Source organism: Bradyrhizobium liaoningense (genome assembly GCF_018130825.1).
GTDB classification, from domain to species: domain Bacteria; phylum Pseudomonadota; class Alphaproteobacteria; order Rhizobiales; family Xanthobacteraceae; genus Bradyrhizobium; species Bradyrhizobium liaoningense_B.
The window spans coordinates 561773-578489 of sequence record NZ_JAFCJS010000003.1; the positions used below are offsets into that span (position 1 = coordinate 561773).

General features: G+C 65.6%; 18 protein-coding genes. 12 read left to right on the forward strand and 6 right to left on the reverse strand.

Annotated elements, in window-relative coordinates; translation table 11 throughout:
• Nucleotides 1-11: 11 nt before the first annotated feature.
• The 5 genes from JQ603_RS16065 to JQ603_RS16085 all read left to right on the forward strand — a co-directional run bounded on the left by JQ603_RS16065 (nt 12) and on the right by JQ603_RS16085 (nt 4802).
• Complete coding sequence (locus JQ603_RS16065) at nt 12-770, forward strand: ATP-binding cassette domain-containing protein (protein ID WP_212340872.1); 759 nt, start codon at nt 12-14, stop codon at nt 768-770.
• Nucleotides 770-1840: an ABC transporter permease gene (locus tag JQ603_RS16070; protein WP_212340874.1), complete on the forward strand. Its 1071-nt coding sequence runs from the start codon at nt 770-772 to the stop codon at nt 1838-1840. The genes JQ603_RS16065 and JQ603_RS16070 overlap by 1 nt, the downstream gene beginning before the upstream one ends.
• A 94-nt stretch (nt 1841-1934) precedes the next feature.
• Nucleotides 1935-2867, forward strand: a complete 933-nt coding sequence (locus JQ603_RS16075) for a sugar-binding protein (protein WP_212340876.1) — start codon at nt 1935-1937, stop codon at nt 2865-2867.
• Nucleotides 2868-2969: 102 nt separating this feature from the next.
• Nucleotides 2970-3947 (forward strand): aldo/keto reductase, encoded by a 978-nt coding sequence (locus JQ603_RS16080; protein ID WP_212340878.1) that lies wholly within the window; start codon nt 2970-2972, stop codon nt 3945-3947.
• A 3-nt stretch (nt 3948-3950) separates the two neighbouring features.
• Entirely contained in the window at nt 3951-4802 is an 852-nt protein-coding gene (locus tag JQ603_RS16085) for an amidohydrolase family protein (RefSeq protein ID WP_212340880.1), read from the forward strand.
• A 187-nt stretch (nt 4803-4989) separates the two neighbouring features.
• Here JQ603_RS16085 and JQ603_RS16090 read toward each other — a convergent pair whose 3' ends face one another.
• The 4 genes from JQ603_RS16090 to JQ603_RS16105 form a co-directional block, all read right to left on the reverse strand.
• Entirely contained in the window at nt 4990-5355 is a 366-nt protein-coding gene (locus JQ603_RS16090; protein WP_212340882.1) for a nuclear transport factor 2 family protein, read from the reverse strand.
• Between the two features lie 157 nt (nt 5356-5512).
• Complete coding sequence (locus tag JQ603_RS16095) at nt 5513-5863, reverse strand: RidA family protein (protein WP_211402612.1); 351 nt, start codon at nt 5861-5863, stop codon at nt 5513-5515.
• A 110-nt stretch (nt 5864-5973) separates the two neighbouring features.
• Nucleotides 5974-6891, reverse strand: coding sequence for an alpha/beta hydrolase family esterase (locus JQ603_RS16100; protein ID WP_212340884.1), 918 nt, complete (start codon nt 6889-6891; stop codon nt 5974-5976).
• Nucleotides 6892-6894: 3 nt separating this feature from the next.
• Nucleotides 6895-8553 (reverse strand): FAD-binding dehydrogenase, encoded by a 1659-nt coding sequence (locus JQ603_RS16105; RefSeq protein WP_212340885.1) that lies wholly within the window; start codon nt 8551-8553, stop codon nt 6895-6897.
• Nucleotides 8554-8817: 264 nt separating this feature from the next.
• Between JQ603_RS16105 and JQ603_RS16110 the strand changes: the two genes are divergently transcribed.
• From JQ603_RS16110 to JQ603_RS16130, 5 genes are all read left to right on the forward strand, one after another.
• Entirely contained in the window at nt 8818-9339 is a 522-nt protein-coding gene (locus JQ603_RS16110; protein ID WP_212340886.1) for a hypothetical protein, read from the forward strand.
• Nucleotides 9340-9535: 196 nt separating this feature from the next.
• Nucleotides 9536-9661 carry a hypothetical protein gene (locus JQ603_RS38310; protein WP_271581449.1) on the forward strand — a complete coding sequence of 42 codons (126 nt, stop codon included), beginning with the start codon at nt 9536-9538 and terminating at the stop codon, nt 9659-9661.
• Nucleotides 9662-9679: 18 nt separating this feature from the next.
• Complete coding sequence (locus JQ603_RS16120; protein ID WP_212340887.1) at nt 9680-10270, forward strand: SCO family protein; 591 nt, start codon at nt 9680-9682, stop codon at nt 10268-10270.
• A gap of 90 nt (nt 10271-10360) precedes the next feature.
• Nucleotides 10361-11296: a transporter substrate-binding domain-containing protein gene (locus JQ603_RS16125; protein ID WP_212340888.1), complete on the forward strand. Its 936-nt coding sequence runs from the start codon at nt 10361-10363 to the stop codon at nt 11294-11296.
• Between the two features lie 191 nt (nt 11297-11487).
• Nucleotides 11488-13131 (forward strand): lysine--tRNA ligase, encoded by a 1644-nt coding sequence (locus JQ603_RS16130; RefSeq protein ID WP_212340889.1) that lies wholly within the window; start codon nt 11488-11490, stop codon nt 13129-13131.
• 181 nt (nt 13132-13312) lie between these two features.
• Here the strand turns inward: JQ603_RS16130 and JQ603_RS16135 are convergent, their stop codons facing one another.
• Entirely contained in the window at nt 13313-14065 is a 753-nt protein-coding gene (locus tag JQ603_RS16135; protein ID WP_212340890.1) for a carbonic anhydrase, read from the reverse strand.
• 90 nt (nt 14066-14155) lie between these two features.
• Entirely contained in the window at nt 14156-14809 is a 654-nt protein-coding gene (locus tag JQ603_RS16140) for a S24 family peptidase (protein ID WP_212340892.1), read from the reverse strand.
• A 307-nt stretch (nt 14810-15116) separates the two neighbouring features.
• Between JQ603_RS16140 and JQ603_RS16145 the strand changes: the two genes are divergently transcribed.
• Both JQ603_RS16145 and JQ603_RS16150 read left to right on the forward strand, forming a co-directional pair.
• Nucleotides 15117-15461: a DUF952 domain-containing protein gene (locus tag JQ603_RS16145; protein WP_212340894.1), complete on the forward strand. Its 345-nt coding sequence runs from the start codon at nt 15117-15119 to the stop codon at nt 15459-15461.
• Nucleotides 15458-16555 (forward strand): quinone-dependent dihydroorotate dehydrogenase, encoded by a 1098-nt coding sequence (locus JQ603_RS16150; RefSeq protein WP_212340896.1) that lies wholly within the window; start codon nt 15458-15460, stop codon nt 16553-16555. Before JQ603_RS16145 ends, JQ603_RS16150 begins: the two co-directional genes overlap by 4 nt.
• Nucleotides 16556-16717: the final 162 nt, after the last annotated feature.

Genomic DNA, 16717 nt, shown 5'->3' on the forward strand with positions numbered 1-16717 from the left:
GAACGCCGCTGATGACGAAGGCTGACGCGACACCGGTGCTCGAGCTCACCGGCATCGGCAAGGAGTTTGGCGCAATCCGCGCATTGCATGACGTCGACATGCAGGTCTTCCCCGGCGAGGTGGTCGGGCTGATGGGCGACAACGGCGCTGGCAAGTCGACGCTGGTCAAGATCATCGCCGGCAATTTCCGCCCCACGCACGGCGAGATGCGCTTTGCCGGCAGCGCGGTGCATTTCAATCGTCCCGTCGATGCCCGCGCCGTCGGCATCGAGGTGGTCTACCAGGACCTCGCGCTATCGGACAATCTGACCGCGGCCGCCAACGTCTTCCTCGGCCGCGAGCTCAAGCGCAAATTCGGCCCCATCGCGCTGCTCGACCACAAGGCAATGGCGGCGCGCGCGCTGGAATTGTTCGGCGAGCTGCGCTCGGAGACGCGGCCCGACGATCTCGTCAAGCAGATGTCGGGCGGCCAGCGCCAGGCCGTCGCGATCGCGCGGACACGGCTCTCCAATGCGCGGCTGGTGATGATGGACGAGCCGACCGCGGCAATCTCGGTGCGCCAGGTCGAGCAGGTGCTCGGCCTGATCCACCGGCTCAAGGAGCAGGGCGTCGCCGTGATGCTGATCTCGCACCGCATGCCCGACGTGTTCGCCGTGTGTGACCGCGTCATCGTCATGCGCCGCGGCGAGAAGCGGGCCGACAAGCCGATCGGCGAGACCAGCCCAGAGGAAGTCACCGCTCTCATCACCGGCGCGAAGGAGGCGGCGTGATGGCCATGCCCATGGAATCCCCGATCAGCTTCACCAATGTCGGCAAGATCAAATGGTGGCAGCGCGGCATCTTCGCCTCGCAGACCGGCTATGTCCTGCTCGCGCTCGCCGTGCTGCTGGTGATCATGCATTTCGCCAGCCCGTACTTCTTCACCCAAGGCAACATGCAGAACGTGGCGAAGAACTTTTCCTTCATCGCCATCGCCACCCTCGGCGTCACCTTCGTCATCATCACGGGCGGCATCGATCTCTCGGTCGGCTCGATGATGTGCTTCTCCGCCATGATCACCTCGATGGTGATGACCGAGCTGTCGGCGCCCGGCTCGCCGCTGGTGCACATGGCGGCCGACGGCAAGACCGTGCTCGCCAATGTGCCCGGCCTGATCCTGCTGGTCTCGATCCTCGCCGGCCTCGGCGTCGCGCTGATCGCCGGCCTCGTCAACGGCTTCTGCATCGCCGTGCTCGGCCTGTCGCCCTTCGTCACCACGCTCGGCATGCTCTCGATCGTGCGCGGGCTCGGCTATGTCGTCTCCAACGGCCGCGGCAGCTTTCCGGGCGGGCCGGATGCCGATTATTTCTATGCGCTCACCTCGGGCGACGTGCTCGGCGTGCCCGTGCCTTTCATCTATCTCGTGGTCCTCGCGCTGACGATGGCCGTGGTGCTGCACCACACCTCGTTCGGCCGCCACGTCTTCGCGCTCGGCGGCAACGAGAAGGCGGCGGAGCTGACCGGCATCCCCGTGGTGCGGGTGAAGATCGAGGTCTATGTGATCTGCGCGCTCGCCGCAGGGCTCCAGGGCATCATCATCTCCGGTTGGCTCGGATCGGCGCCGGCCAACATGGCGACCTCCTACGAGCTCAACGTGATCGCGGCGGCCGTGATCGGCGGCGCCAATCTCGCCGGCGGCATTGGCGGCCCGCTCGGGGCCATTGTCGGCTGCGTGCTGCTGGAGGTGATCCGCAATGGCCTCGTGCTGGCGCAGGTCTCCTCCTACTGGCAGCAGACGCTGGTGGGCGTGATCATCATTCTGGCCGTGCTGGTCGATCGCATCCGTTCGCGGATGACCTGACGTGACGTCATCTCGGGAAGTCAACGAAAATGCCGCCTGTCCGCTTCCCGGGCGCTTTCGAAGGGATGGGCACCAAACAAGGGTGGAGGAGACAATGAGGAAACTGCTTCTGGCCGGTATCGCCGTTGCGATGATGGCGACGCCGGCGTTCGCCGCGAACTACCGCTTCGTCATCGTGCCCAAGGCGATGAACAATCCGTTCTTCGACTTCGCGCGCGACGGCTGCCTGAAGCGCGCCAAGGAGCTCGGCAACATCGAGTGCATCTACAAGGGGCCGGTCGAGCACGAGCCGGCGACGCAGGCCCAGATCATCCAGGACTTCGTCACCCAGAAGGTCGACGGCCTCGCCATCTCGGTCGCCGACGTCGCCGCCATGACCAAGTCGATCGAGGCGGCGACCGCGGCCGGCATTCCCGTCATCACCTTCGATGCGGATGCACCAGGCTCCAAGCGCATCGCCTATATCGGCACCAACAACAAGGAGTTCGGCGTCGCCCTCGGCAAGGAATTGCTGAAGCTGCGGCCCGACGGCGGCAAGTACGCGATGGTCTCGGGCGGTCCCGGCGCCAAGAACCTCGCCGAGCGCGTCGACGGCGTGCGCGAGGCGCTGAAGGGCTCGAAATGGACCGAGGTCGCGGGCTCGCCGACCTTCTGCAACGACGACCCAGCGCTCGCGGTCCAGCAGATGACGGACATGCGAACCGCAACGCCCGACCTCGCCGCGATCGTTCCCATCGGCGGCTGGCCGATGTTCGCCCCTGAGGGCTTCAAGGCCTTCGCCTCCAGGAACAAGAAGGACATCGATTCCGGCAAGTTCACGCTGGTCGTTGCCGATACGCTCAAGATGCAGCTCAAGCTGCTGCGTGACGGCTATGCCAATGCGCTGGTCGGGCAGCGTCCGTTCGAGATGGGCGAGAAGGCGATGGATACGCTGCTCGCCATCAAGAAGGGCGAGAAGGTGCCGGAGATCGTCTACACCGGCCTCGACCTCGTCACCAAGGACAACGTCGCGCAGATGCTGAAGTAGGAGCGCCGCCAGCCCCGTGCTCCTGCATGCCTCCCCCGCTTGCGGTTTCCGCAAGCGGGGGAGATGATGTTTGGACTGCCAGAAGAAAATTGGAAGAATGGAATGAAACGCTCGCGGCTCGGTTCGCTCGACGTCACCTCACTCGGGCTCGGTTCCGCCCCGCTCGGCGGATTGTTTGCGCCTGTCAGCGATGCCGATGCGGAGGCGACACTGGCAAGAGCCTGGGCGCTCGGCGTCCGCTTCTTCGACACCGCGCCGCTCTACGGCTTTGGCCTCGCGGAGCGGCGGCTGGGCGCGTTCCTGCGGCAGCAGAAGCGCGAGTCCTATGCCATCTCGACCAAGGTCGGCCGCCTGCTGCGCGCCCCCGATGGCGGCGCCGCCGAGGACGAGCATTACAAGGGCACGCCGCGCGAGCGGCCGGTGTTCGATTTCAGCTACGACGGCGTGATGCGCTCGGTCGAGGAGAGCCTTGCCCGCCTCGGGCTCGACCGCGTCGACGTCCTGCTGGTGCATGATCCCGACGATCACTATGACGAGGCTGTCTCCGGTGCCTTCCGCGCGCTGCAGCGCCTGCGCTCCGATGGCACGGTCAGCGCGATCGGCGCCGGCATGAACCAGTCGGAAATGCCGGTCCGCTTTGCCGAAGCTGTTTCGGTCGACTGTTTCCTGCTCGCCGGCCGCTACACGCTGCTCGACCAGGGCGCGCTGGATGCCCTGTTTCCGGTCTGCACGGCCAGGAATATCGGCATCCTGCTCGGCGGCATCTACAACAGCGGCATTTTGGCCAATCCGCACGCGGGTGCGAAGTTCAATTATCAGGACGCCGATCCGGCGCTCGTCGCGCGGGCGCTCGCGCTCGATGAGCTCTGCCGCAAGCACGGCACCGAGCTGAAGGCCGCCGCGCTGCAGTTCTGCATGGCCCATCCGGCGGTGACGGTCGCGGTGATGGGCGCGCGCAATGCCGGCGAGGTCGCCGACAACATCGCGATGTCAGAGACGGCGGTGCCGCCGGCGTTCTGGCAGGAGCTGCGCGCGCGAAACCTCGTCGACGCCCGCGCGCCGCTGCCCGGTGGAGCGTAAGCCATGATCGTCGACGCCCATCAGCATTTCTGGGATCCAGTGCGCGCCGACTATCCCTGGATGGACGCGCCCGAGCTGGCGCCGATCCGCCGCGCCTTCGGCCCCGCCGATCTCGCGCCGCTGCTAGAGGCGAACGGCATCGACGCCAGCATCGTGGTGCAGTGCCGCTCCGCGCTGGAGGAGACCGAGGAGTTCCTGCGGATCGCGCATGCAACACCGTCCGTCGTTGGTGTCGTCGGCTGGGCCGATCTGACCGACGGCGATCTCGGCGAAACGCTCGACCGGCTGCGCGCATTGCCCGGCGGCGACAAGCTGGTGGGCATCCGCCACCAGGTCCATGACGAGGCCGATCCTGACTGGCTGCTGCGCGAAGACGTCCAGCGCGGCCTCACCGCGATGTTCGCCCGCGATCTCACCTACGATTTCCTCGTCCGCGCTCGCGAGCTGCCTGCCGCGATCGCAACCGCACAGGCCTTCCCGCAAGCGCGCTTCGTGCTGGATCACGCCGCCAAGCCGCCGATCGCCGATGGCGGAAGCGACGAATGGAGGGACCGCATCGCAGCGTTAGCTGCCTGCGGCAACGTCTGGTGCAAGATCTCGGGGCTGGCGACGGAAGCGAAGTGGGATGATTGGGATGCAGAGCGGCTGCTTCCGTTCGTCGCGCACGCCGCGAAATGCTTCGGCGAGGACCGTTTGATGTTCGGTTCGGACTGGCCAGTGTGCCTGCTCGCGGGCAGCTACGGCGAGATCAAGGGCGCGCTGGAGGCGTGTCTGGCGAAGCTGGGGCCGAATGTGCGCGAGAGAGCGTTCGGGGAGACTGCGAGGGTGGCGTATCGGTTGCGGATCGTAGGTTAGAACGAAGCCGCGAGCTCCCACCCTCCCCTGGAGGGGGAGGGTCGATCGCGCGTAGCGCGAGCGGGGTGGGGTGATCTCTCCACACGGGCACTGCTTCGGTGGAGAGACTGTCACCCCACCCCGTCTCACATGTCGCTGCGCGCCATGCGAGCCGACCCTCCCCCTCCAGGGGAGGGTAAGATAGATCTCATGCCCCCGCTGGCACCTGGTCCAGAAAACCCGTCACGCTCCGGATCCGTCCGTCCTTCAGCACGGCGAAATCCGTCCCCTTGATCGGACTGTCGACACCGTCAGGACCGAGGCCCCAGCTGAAGCGCACGTGGTCGCCGTAGCCGTTGGGCTCGCCGATCAGCTTGAACCTGAAATCGGGAAAACGCTGCTGCACGCCTGATATCAGCGCGTCGATACCGTCCCGGCCGTCGCCCTTCATCAGGGGATCGACATAGCTCGCGTCCGCCGTCCAGGTCTCGCTCAGCAGCTCGCGCCGGCGGCTCGTCGTGCGCTCGTTCCAGAGATCGATATAGCAGTGGGCGATGGCGGTGTGGTCGGTCATGTTGCTCTCCTTCGATGGCGCCGTGTCCGGCTGACCGCCACTATCGAAGGTTTGCGCGCGCGGGTCGATTACCTCGGAGGTCATCGGCACGTGCAAAAAAATGAAGCGCGATGATGGCCTCATCGCGCTTCATTCGCATGTGTCTGGTTTGCGAAGTTTACTTCGCGGCCGTCACCATGATCTCGACGGTGTATTGCGGGGCCGCCAGCTTGGCTTCGACGGTGGCGCGGGCCGGGGTGTTGCCGGGCGAGACCCAGGCGTCCCACACCGCGTTCATCTCACCGAAGGTCTTCATGTCGGTGATGTAGATGGTGGCCGAGAGCAGCTTCGACTTGTCGGTGCCGGCCTTGGCGAGATGGCCGTCGATGGTCTTCAGGATGTCCTGGGTCTGCTTGGTCACGCTTTCGCCGGCGGCATTGCTGGCGACGACGCCGGCGAGATAGACGGTGTTGCCGTGCACGACGGCCTGGCTCATGCGCGGGCCGGTTTCAAAACGCTGAATGCTCATCTGGGATCTCCTGGTGGAATGGCGGCCCTGTCTAGCCCAGCGGCCTGCGCCGTGCCACCCCGGGCACGCATGCGTTGCCGGGCATGCATGCGTTGCCGCCGATGCATGCGTCACGGAAACTGGCTGAAGAACGCCCAGATCGTCTCGGCGCCGTCGATGTCACCGTTTCGCGGCCCCAGCAGGCTTGTCGCGACCCGCGGGAAGCGAGCATCTGGAGCAAAGCCGGGCATGCGGTGGCCGCCACCATTGACGCGATAGAGCACGACGTCATGGCCCTTCGGGCAGCGCGAGGTGATCCGCGCGACCGTGGACTGGTCCCCGGGGTTCTTCTCAGGCAGATCGACCGTGGCCGCGTCGTCTGCCTCGCAGCCATTGAGCTTGCGCCAGAATGCCAGCGTCTCCTCGGTCGACCAGAATCCGTCTGCGGCAAAGTAACTCGATCCGCGTCCGCCTTCGTAAGGCACCAGCGGGTCGGCGGTGCCGTTCATGAGCAGCATCGGCAGCGGCCGCGACGGATGGCAGGTGACCGCGCCCTCTTCGGTGAGGTTCATGACCACGCTGGCGCCGGCGGCGAACAGATCGGCCCGTGCGCAGAGAAGCGTCATCGCCATGGCGCCGCCATTGGAGATGCCGGCGACATAGACGCGCTTCGGGTCGGCGGTGCCGTTCGCCACCAGCTTCTCGACGAGCTTGGCGATGAAGGCGACGTCGTCGGTGCCATCGGGCGGGCCGCGGAGCGCGGGGCCCGCCTTGGTCCGCGCATCGGCCCAGGCATGGTTGAGGCCATCAGGGAATGCCACGGCGAAACCTTCACGTTTCGCGACCTGCGGCCACGCCGACCGCGCGATCATGTCGGCGCCGCGCTGGGTCTTGCCGTGCAGCACGACCACCAGCGGCACAAGTCTCTTCGCCGGCAGCTGCAATGTGTAGGAGCGCTTCGCGCCGTTGACGTCGATGATGTCGGCGGATGCGGCCGAGGCGGCGGTCAATGCCGCAACAAGCATCCCGAGCTGCATCCACCGCCGCATGATCTATCCCACCGCTTTCGCCGCCGCACGGCCGGCATTGCGGCCCGAGAACAGGCAGCCGCCGAGGAAGGTGCCTTCCAGCGAACGATAGCCGTGCACGCCGCCGCCGCCGAAGCCCGCGGCTTCGCCGACAGCGTAAAGGCCGGGAATGACGCTGCCCTCCGCGCCGAACACGCGCGAGTCGAGATCGGTCTCGAAACCGCCCAGCGTCTTGCGGGTGAGGATGTTGAGCTTCACCGCGATCAGCGGCCCCTGCGCGGGATCGAGGATGCGGTGCGGTGAAGCGGTGCGGATCAGTCTGTCGCCGATATAGCGCCGCGCATTGTGGATGTTCATGACCTGCGCATCCTTGACGTAAGGATTGGCGATCTCGCGGTCGCGCGCCTCGATCTGCATTTTGATGTGATCGAGTTTGAGCAGGTCACTGCCGGCAAGCTTGTTCATCTCCGCAACAAGGTCCTCGATCTTGTCGCGCACGATGAAGTCGACACCATGGCTTTTGAAAGCTTCCACCGGCGCGGGGGCGCCCTTGTTGGTGGCGCGGCGAAGCGTCATGCGCCAGCTCTTGCCGGTCAGGTCGGGGTTCTGCTCCGATCCCGACAGCGCAAATTCCTTCTTGATGATGCTCTGGGTCAGGATGAACCAGGAATAATCATAGCCGGTCGACATGATGTATTTGAGCTGGCCGAGCGTGTCGGAGCCGGGGAACAGCGGCGCCGGCAATCGTGCGCCTGTCGCGTCGAACCACATCGACGAAGGCCCGGGCAGGATGCGGATGCCGTGGCGCGGCCAGATCGGTGACCAGTTCTGGATGCCCTCGACATAATGCCACATGCGGTCGCGGTTGATGAGGCGCGCTCCGGTCGTTTCCGTGATGCCGATCATGCGGCCGTCGACATGCTCGGGCACGCCGGAGATCATGAATTTCGGCGGCTCGCCGAGCCGCTTCGGCCAGTTCGCCCGCACCAGCTCGTGATTGCCGCCGATGCCGCCGGACGCCACGATCACGGCCTGCGCCTTCAGCGCGAACTCTCCGACGACATTGCGCGAGGAGCTCTTGCCGCGCTCGACAGTGTCGGGCGCGAGCAAGGCGCCGCTGACGCCATCCACGGTGCCATTGGTGATGGAGAGCGCATCGACGCGGTGACGGAACTTGAAGACCAGGCGGCCGCTCTTCATCGCCTCGCGCGCACGGCGCTCGAACGGCTCGACGATGCCGGGCCCGGTGCCCCAGGTGACATGGAAGCGCGGCACCGAATTGCCGTGGCCCATCGCGTCATAGCCGCCGCGCTCGGCCCAGCCGACCACGGGGAAGATGCGATGGCCCATCGCGCGCAGCCAGTCGCGTTTCTCGCCGGCGGCGAAGGCGACATAGGCCTCGGCCCATTGGCGCGGCCAAAAGTCCTCGTCGCGGTCGAAGCCGGCGGTGCCGAGCCAGTCCTGCATCGCGAGCTCGAAGGAGTCCTTGATGCCGAGCCGGCGCTGCTCCGGCGAATCGACCAGGAACAATCCGCCGAACGACCAGAACGCCTGGCCGCCGAGCGACTGCTCGCCTTCCTGGTCCACAACGATGACGCGCTTGCCCGCGTCCGCGATCTCGGTGGCGGCGACGAGGCCCGATAGTCCCGCGCCGACCACGATGACGTCCGTTTCCTCAGCCATGCGTTTCCCCCTCCATGAGTTCCCCCGGTAATTGCCCGGATTGAAGCCAGCGCTCGTAACTGAGATCAAGGGCGCGGCGCGTAAGACCTCATTAACTTGTTCCAGTTTGGGATAGAGACCGGCTTGGTGCAGCGCGGACGCAACACTGGATTTGAATTTGTTTTGATCCAGCCGACCTGCCTAGACAAAACCTTGGTTACGACGGACGCTAGCACTGCATCACCACCTGACACGCAGATTCGAATTCGACCGGGGCGGGGGACAATGAAGTTTCTGACGGGGTTGCTTGCGGCGGTTCTCTTGATCGCGGGCATGGGGGCTTCTCACGCAGTGGTTCGGATCGCGGATGACCGCGGCGGCCGGATTGGAACCTACGTCGACAGATACCAGGACCTCAGGCAATCGGGCGAGACCGTCATCATCGACGGCCTCTGCGCCTCGGCCTGCACCATCGTCCTCGGAGCCATTCCCCACGACCGCATCTGCGTGACCTCGAGCGCGACGCTCGGCTTCCACGCCGCCTGGGATTTCGGCACCAATGGCCGCGCCGTCACCAATCCCGAAGCAACCCAGATGCTCTACGCGATGTATCCCTCGCAGGTGAAACGCTGGATCGCGCAGCGCGGCGGCCTGACCCCGCACATGCTGTTCCTGAGGGGGAAGCAGCTCCAGGCCATGTACAGGCCTTGTTACCTCGACGCCCAGGCCTCGACGATCAAGCCGTCGCGCCGGTCCCTCCCGCAAGTGGAGCAGGTCGAGACGGCCCGGGGCCAGCTCCTCCACTGAAATTCGCCGCATGACGGGGTCATTTGGCTCGCCAGCGGCGCCTTGTCTGCTGGCGGCGCCTTGCCCGCAGGCGGGCTAAAGCCTATCTGAAAGCCTGGGAACCGGGGCCTTCGCCCCCATCGTTGTCATGGCTCAACCACTGCACCCGGGACATCCGCTACAGGACAATTCGCCCACTGCCGGCCGGACGCCGTCCGTGCTGCTCTTGGCGGGCGCGGGTGCCGGCGGGCTGGTCGTGATCGGCGCGTTGGCGCTGTGGTTCCACTACGGCAGCCAGGTGTTCTTCGAAATGATCAGGACCGGTTTCGCCGCCTGCTTCTGACCCGACAGGAAGTTTTCTATGAGTTCCGCCGCCCGTCCGCTGGTGATCGCGACCGCCTTTGCCGCAAGCCTCGTCCTTGGGCTCCTGATCATGTTCTGGGCCATGGGCGGGGTCAGCAAGGTGGCGCAGCCCGCCGCGATCGGCGGCCCGTTCCAGCTCACCGACCAGAACGGCAAGGCCGTCACCGACAAGAGCCTGAAGGGCAAGCCGACCCTGATCTTCTTTGGCTACACCCATTGCCCCGACGTCTGCCCGACCTCGCTGTTCGAGATCTCGGAAGTGATGCGCGCGATGGGCAAGGACGCCGACAAGGTCAATGCCGTCTTCATCTCGGTCGACCCCGAGCGCGATACGCCGGCGGCGATGAAGGACTATTTGTCGAGCTTCGATCCGCACCTCGCGGGCCTTAGCGGCGATCCCGCCGAGACCGCCAAGGTCATCACCTCCTACCGGGTCTATGCCAAGAAGGTCCCGACCAAGGACGGCGACTACACCATGGACCACACCGCGCTGATCTACCTGATGGACCGCGACGGCCGCTTCGTCTCGCCGTTCAACCTGAAGCGGACCCCGGAAGAGGCGGCGGCCGACCTGAAGCGGTATCTTTGAGCTTCACCCTGGCCGCAATCGGCGCTCGCGTTCCCGGGTGGATGGTCTATAAGGCCCTCTGATCCCAACGAAATTCATTGCTTTCGGCCGATGGCTCCATCGCAACAGGCGAAATCGTTCAAATCTGTCCGTGGCTTGCTGGCAGGGCTCGCTGCCGGCCTGTGCCTGCTCACAGGCCTGCCGAGCGCGAACGCCCAGGCCCCGGCCAAGCAGCCCCCCTCGGCGCCCCAGGCGCCCCCGCAAGCCGCGCCCCAGGCTGCCCCCCAGGCCGTGCCCGGGTTCTGGGACCCGCGCCGGCGCCCGGAGCGACCGGACCTGTCGCGCCTCACCGTGATCCGCTTTTTGACCGAGACCGACTATCCGCCGTTCAACTACACCGGCGCCGACGGCAATCCGGCCGGCTTCAACGTCGATCTCGCCCGCGCGCTGTGCGACGAGATCAAGGTCACCTGCACGGTGCAGATGCGCCGCTTCGAGACCCTGGTCGACGCGCTCACCTCCAACCGCGGCGACGCCATCATCGCCTCGATGGCGGTGAGCCCGCAGCTGCGCGCCCGCGTCGACTTCACCGATCCCTATTACCGCGTGCCGGCGCGCTTCGCCTCGCGCAAGGATGCGGTGATGCCGGAGATCCGCCCCGAATATCTCGAGGGCAAGAAGGTCGGCGTCATCGCGGGCTCCGCGCATGAGGCGTATCTGAAGGCGATGTTCACCGACGCCGAGCTGCACCCCTATCCCAACGACGACGCGATGCGCGCCGCGCTTCGCAAGGGCGAGGTCGACTTCATCTTCGGCGACGCCATCTCGCTGGCGTTCTGGATCAACGGCACCGATTCCGGCGATTGCTGCGCCTTCTCCGGCGGTCCCTTCGTCGAGAGCCGCTTCTTCGGCGAAGGCATCGGCATCGCCGTCCGCAAGGGCAACGACGTGCTGCGCCAGGCCCTGAACTGGGCTCTGTTCCGCGTCTGGGAAAAAGGCCGCTACACCGACCTGTGGCTGCGCTATTTCTCGGTGAGCCCGTTTTGATCGCTTCATCTCGTCGCGCTAGCGGCGAGCGAACCGCCGTAGGGTGGGCAAAGGCGCGCCAGCGCCGTGCCCACGTCTTCTAGAATGGTGGGCACGCTTCGCTTTGCCCACCCTACGATTCCCGCGCTAGTTGCTCTGCAACTTTTGCATTCTGCCCGGAAATCGCTATTTTCCGCGGCCCGGAGGCCTTAATGTCTGTCATCGATCTCGCCGCGAACCCGAGCGACCTGCGTGCGCTCGCCGAACAATCCAACGCCTGGCCGTTCGAGCAGGCGAAGGCCATTGTCGCGCGGCTGAAGAAAAGCCCGAAGGACGAGGTGCTGTTCGAGACCGGCTACGGGCCGTCGGGCCTGCCGCATATCGGCACCTTCGGCGAGGTCGCGCGCACCTCGATGGTGCGCCACGCTTTCCGCGTGCTCACCGAGGACAAGATCAAGACGCGCCTGCTCGCGTTCTCCGATGACATGGACGGGTTTCGGAAGGTGCCCGACAACGTCCCCAACAAGGAGATGCTGGCCGCGCATCTCGGCAAGCCGCTGACACGGGTGCCGGATCCGTTCTCCAACGAGTACCCGTCGTTCGGCCACCACAACAATGCGCGGCTTCGCGCCTTCCTGGATCATTTCGGCTTCGACTACGAGTTCGCAAGCTCGACCGACTACTACACATCAGGCCGTTTCGACGCGACGCTGCTGAAGATGTTAGCGGCCTACGACAAGGTGATGGCGATCATCCTGCCGACGCTCGGTCCGGACCGCCGCGCGACCTATTCGCCGTTCCTCCCCGTCAGCAAGACAACGGGAATCGTGCTGCAGGTGCCGATGATCCGCCGCGACATTGCCGCGGGCACCGTGACCTATGTCGACCCTGATACCAACCAGGAAGTCGAAACGCCGGTGACCGGCGGAAATGTAAAATGCCAGTGGAAGGCCGACTGGGCGATGCGCTGGGTCGCGCTCGGCGTCGACTATGAGATGGCCGGCAAGGACCTGATCGATTCCGTGAAGCTCTCCGGCGCGATCGCGAAGGCGCTCGGCGGCACGCCGCCCGAAGGTTTCAACTACGAGCTCTTCCTCGACGAGAAGGGCCAGAAGATCTCGAAGTCGAAGGGCAACGGCCTCACCATCGACGAATGGCTGCGCTATGCCTCGCCGGAATCGCTGTCGCTGTTCATGTACCGCGAGCCGAAGGCGGCCAAGCGGCTGTATTTCGACGTCATCCCGCGCAACGTCGACGACTACCAGCAATTCATCGACGGCTTTGCCAAACAGGACGGCAAGCAGCAGCTCGGCAATCCGGTCTGGCACATCCACAACGGCAAGCCGCCGCAGGGCGACATGCCCGTCACCTTCCAGCTGCTGCTGACGCTGGTGTCGTCGTCGAACGCGGAGAACGCCGAGACGCTGTGGGGCTTCATCGGCCGCTATCGTCCCGGCGTGAGCCCGCAGACGCATCCCAAGCTCGATGCGATGGTCGGCTATGCCATCAACTATTATCGCGACTTCGTCGCGCCGACGAAGCAGTTCCGCGTGCCCACGGACACGGAGCGCGCGGCGCTGCAGGACCTGCGCGATGCGCTCTCGCAGCTTCCGCAGGAGGCCTCCGCGGAAGACATCCAGAACGTCGTCTACGAGATCGGCCGCCGCGAGCCGTTCCTCGACCAGGTCAAGAAGGGCAAGGACGGCCGTCCGGGCGTGACGCTCGACTGGTTCAACATGCTCTACCAGGTCCTGCTCGGCCAGGAGAAGGGTCCGCGCTTCGGCTCCTTCGTCGCGGTGTACGGCGTGCAGAACGCGGTGAACATGATCGACGGCGCGCTGGCAAGGAGCGCGTGAGCGGAGTTGTAGGGCCGCAATGCTTCCTCAGCGTCGTCCCGGCGAAGGCCGGGACCCATACCGCGTGATCCATCGAGGAATGGCGGTCTTCGTCCCTACGAAGGCTTAACTACGAGCCTTCGCCACTGCGCCCTGTGGTTATGGGTCCCGGCCTTCGCCGGGACGACAAAGCTGCTTCAGCTCAAATCGACTTGAGCACGTAACGTCGGTTGTCCTTCTGCACCGGCCTTGCGTTCATCGGGTAGAGCTTTGCGAAGGCGGCGATATCGGTGGCCGACACCTCGATCGGCGTGGTCAGCAGCAGCCATTCGACCACTTCCGAGCAGGGCGGCGTCGTCAGCGAGCCGGAATAGCGGTAGTAGCTGAGCTTCGGCGGCAGCATGGCGAGCGGATCGATGCTCGCATCCGCCTTCACCGCGGGCCCTTCCGCCGTCGGCATGGTCTTGATGACCTTGGCAAAGGCCGGGTTCGGCCTGCCCTCCGCCATCAGCACGCCGACCACGGCGAGCCCGCCGGCATCGTTGCGATGGACGAAATGCGCTTCCATCGGAAAATTCTTGCCGCCGATCATGTGCTCGCTCGGCCGGTGGAAGTGCACCTGGAGCAGCTTGTATTTGACGTCGCCGAGCGTGAGCGTGCTGCCCTCGGCGAAATTGAGCTGGATCGTGTGCCCGTTGTTGACGATGGTGTCGGCGCTCTTGCCCCAGTTCAGCTTCAACGTCGGCAATTGCGACTTGATCGTCGTCTCGATGTCGATCGGCGATTGTTGCAGGCCGACCGCGCAGGCCTTGTTGGCTGCATCGAGATCGCCCCATTTGCCCGGACCGCCGGCGCCTTCATAGCTCCAATGCACGCCTTCCGCGGCGAAGGCCGGCTTGCACACCGGACACAGCGCAAGACCCGCGAGTGCTTTCAATGCGTGACGGCGATTCATCGTGGTCCCCCTCAGATCAATTCGATCGGCAATGCGCGCGCAACCTAGGCGAGAGGGATAGTGAGTCGCAATGGCAATCGCGCGTTGAATCTACTGGCTCGCCCACACGATCCTTGCGACCCACGCGACCTCACCCGTCGCCATCGCGCGCTCGCCCTGCGAGGCATCGAGCGGCTGCAATTCCAGCGCCTTTGCCGTGCGGCGCTTCAGGGTTGCGATCGTCAGCTCGCCCGCTCTGGTCTTCACCACGACGCGGTCGCCCTTGCGGATCGGTGCGCCGGGTGACACCAGGATGACGTCACCGTCACGATAGGTGGGCGCAAGCGTGTCGCCCGCGATCGCCAGTGCAAACGTCTGGCTGTCCTCGGGGATAGGAAGCGCGACTTCGGTCCAGCCCTTGCCCGATGGAAGGCCGGACTCGTCGAAGGCGCCGCTCGCGCCGGCGAGCGCCAGGCCGAGCAGCGGCACCGATCGGCCGTCGCCTGCCTCGTCGTCGACCAGCCTTGCGAAGGTGTCGATCGAGTCGCCGGTCGCCGCCAGCGCTTTCGCGATCGATTCGGTCGAGGGCCAGCGCTCGCGGCCGTCGGAGGTGACGCGCTTGGACCTGTTGAAGGTGGTGGGGTCGAGCCCGGCGCGCTTGGCAAGGCCGGACGGCGACAGGCCGGCGCGCGCCGCCAGCCGATCCAGCGCGACCCAGATCTGGTCGTGGGTCAGCATCCTCTGTGCTTTGGCCTGTCTGACCATGGAAGGTCCAGCCCGTCGCAACTCAGGAAAACTGTCCTCAAATCAACCGGTTTTCCGTTTTTCGCGCAAGGGGTGGCGGGAAAGCGGTTGTCGGGCGAACGGTATACCCGTTCGTGGCAAGGAAAACGCGCCAAAACAGGAATCTGGAGCGCCGTTCCGATTTCATCGGGACGGAATAGGCTCTAAGTCTTGAGTTCGGAAGGAGCGGCCTTTACGGTCGCGCCGGGGGTTTCAGGGACCCCAACAGACGAAAAAACCCAAGAGACTCAAAGAGCTGTCTCAAAGGGCAAACAGGGCTGCGTAAGCGGTGGTCAAGATCTACAAAATCTGTCCGGCATCGGCCTGGCGCGAGGCGGAACGGCAGGGCGTGTACCAGGGCAGCGCGGACGATTCGCGCGACGGCTTCATCCATTTCTCGACGGCCGCCCAGGTTCCCGAGACCTTGCGCAAGCACTTCGCCGGCCAGCGGGCGCTGTTTCTGGTCGAGGTCGACGGCGATGCGCTCGGCAGCGAGCTGCGCTGGGAGCGCTCGCGCAATGACGAGCTGTTTCCGCACCTCTATGGCGAGCTCGATCTCGGCGCGGTGATTTCGGTGATGAACCTCAACATGCGCTCGGACGGCGGTCACGACGTGCCGGAGCTTGCCCCGTGATCCGCGCTTTCGACGCTTTCTCGCTGCCGGTGCTGCGCTGGCTCGATCCGGAGGATGCGCATCGCCTCGCGATCCAGGGCCTGCGTTTCCTGCCGCCGGTCAAGCCGCGCCCTGACGATGCCAAGCTCGCGGTGCGCGCCTTCGGCCTCAACTTTCCCAATCCGATCGGCATGGCCGCGGGCTTCGACAAGAGCGCCGAGGTGCCGGACGCGCTGCTGCGGCTCGGTTTCGGCTTCGTCGAGATCGGCTCGGTGACGCCGAAGCCGCAAGCCGGCAATCCACGGCCGCGCCTGTTCCGGCTCGAGCGCGACGAGGCCGTTATCAACCGCATGGGCTTCAACAATGACGGCGCGGAAGTCGCGCTGCGCCGGCTCGCCGCGCGCGCGCAGCATGGCGGCATCGTCGGCGTCAATGTCGGTGCCAACAAGGATTCGCCGGACCGTGTCGCCGACTACGTCAAGCTGATCGAGACCTTTGCGCCGGTCGCGAGCTATTTCACCGTCAACGTCTCCTCGCCGAACACGCCGGGCCTGCGTAACTTGCAGGAAGGCGCGCTGCTCGACGATCTCCTCGCGCGCGTGATCGATGCGCGCGAGCGTGTCAGGCAGAAGGCCGGCGATACGCCGGTGCTGCTCAAGATCGCGCCTGATCTGAGCCTCGCCCAGCTCGACGACGTCGTGCAGGTCGCGCGCTCGCGCAAGGTCGACGGCATGATCGTGTCGAACACGACGATCGCGCGGCCGAGCACGTTGCGCGAGGAGATGCGGGCGAAGGAGCAGGGTGGCCTGTCCGGCCGGCCGCTGTTCCGCCTCTCGACGCGGATGGTCGCGGAGACCTATGTGCGCGTCGAGGGCGCGTTCCCCCTGGTCGGCGTCGGCGGCGTCGATTCCGGCGGCGCGGCGCTGACAAAAATCCGCGCGGGCGCGAGCCTGATCCAGCTCTATTCGTCGCTGGTCTACAAGGGCCTCGGCCTCGTCGAGGAGATCAAGCGCGACCTCACCTCGACACTGCTGCGCACGGGCCGGGATTCGCTGTCCGAAATCGTGGGCTCCGATGCGGCGACGCTGACTGCGGAAGACTGGCCGGGGCTGTAGCGCGGTCTCGTGCCCCGGCTCTGCGCAGCAGCGTTTCACGCTGCAGCGCGTCCGGGACACGCCTGTTATTGGAGGCTGCGTAGCCCGGATGGAGCGCAGCGCAATCCGGGAATCTCTCCGCGGGCACGAAGGCCCCGGATTTCGCTTCGCTCCATCCGGGCT

Excerpts from the sequence above, each read along its gene's own strand:
- JQ603_RS16090 (WP_212340882.1), bottom strand. The coding sequence starts at position 5,355 with ATGACCGACCACACCGCCATCGCCCACTGCTATATCGATCTCTGGAAC.
- JQ603_RS16070 (WP_212340874.1), top strand. The coding sequence starts at position 770 with ATGGCCATGCCCATGGAATCCCCGATCAGCTTCACCAATGTCGGCAAG.
- JQ603_RS16130 (WP_212340889.1), top strand. The coding sequence starts at position 11,488 with ATGTCTGTCATCGATCTCGCCGCGAACCCGAGCGACCTGCGTGCGCTC.
- JQ603_RS16075 (WP_212340876.1), top strand. The coding sequence starts at position 1,935 with ATGAGGAAACTGCTTCTGGCCGGTATCGCCGTTGCGATGATGGCGACG.
- JQ603_RS16100 (WP_212340884.1), bottom strand. The coding sequence starts at position 6,891 with ATGCGGCGGTGGATGCAGCTCGGGATGCTTGTTGCGGCATTGACCGCC.
- JQ603_RS16140 (WP_212340892.1), bottom strand. The coding sequence starts at position 14,809 with ATGGTCAGACAGGCCAAAGCACAGAGGATGCTGACCCACGACCAGATC.
- JQ603_RS16065 (WP_212340872.1), top strand. The coding sequence starts at position 12 with ATGACGAAGGCTGACGCGACACCGGTGCTCGAGCTCACCGGCATCGGC.
- JQ603_RS16125 (WP_212340888.1), top strand. The coding sequence starts at position 10,361 with ATGGCTCCATCGCAACAGGCGAAATCGTTCAAATCTGTCCGTGGCTTG.
- JQ603_RS16085 (WP_212340880.1), top strand. The coding sequence starts at position 3,951 with ATGATCGTCGACGCCCATCAGCATTTCTGGGATCCAGTGCGCGCCGAC.
- JQ603_RS16110 (WP_212340886.1), top strand. The coding sequence starts at position 8,818 with ATGAAGTTTCTGACGGGGTTGCTTGCGGCGGTTCTCTTGATCGCGGGC.
- JQ603_RS16080 (WP_212340878.1), top strand. The coding sequence starts at position 2,970 with ATGAAACGCTCGCGGCTCGGTTCGCTCGACGTCACCTCACTCGGGCTC.
- JQ603_RS16095 (WP_211402612.1), bottom strand. The coding sequence starts at position 5,863 with ATGAGCATTCAGCGTTTTGAAACCGGCCCGCGCATGAGCCAGGCCGTC.
- JQ603_RS16105 (WP_212340885.1), bottom strand. The coding sequence starts at position 8,553 with ATGGCTGAGGAAACGGACGTCATCGTGGTCGGCGCGGGACTATCGGGC.
- JQ603_RS16120 (WP_212340887.1), top strand. The coding sequence starts at position 9,680 with ATGAGTTCCGCCGCCCGTCCGCTGGTGATCGCGACCGCCTTTGCCGCA.
- JQ603_RS16135 (WP_212340890.1), bottom strand. The coding sequence starts at position 14,065 with ATGAATCGCCGTCACGCATTGAAAGCACTCGCGGGTCTTGCGCTGTGT.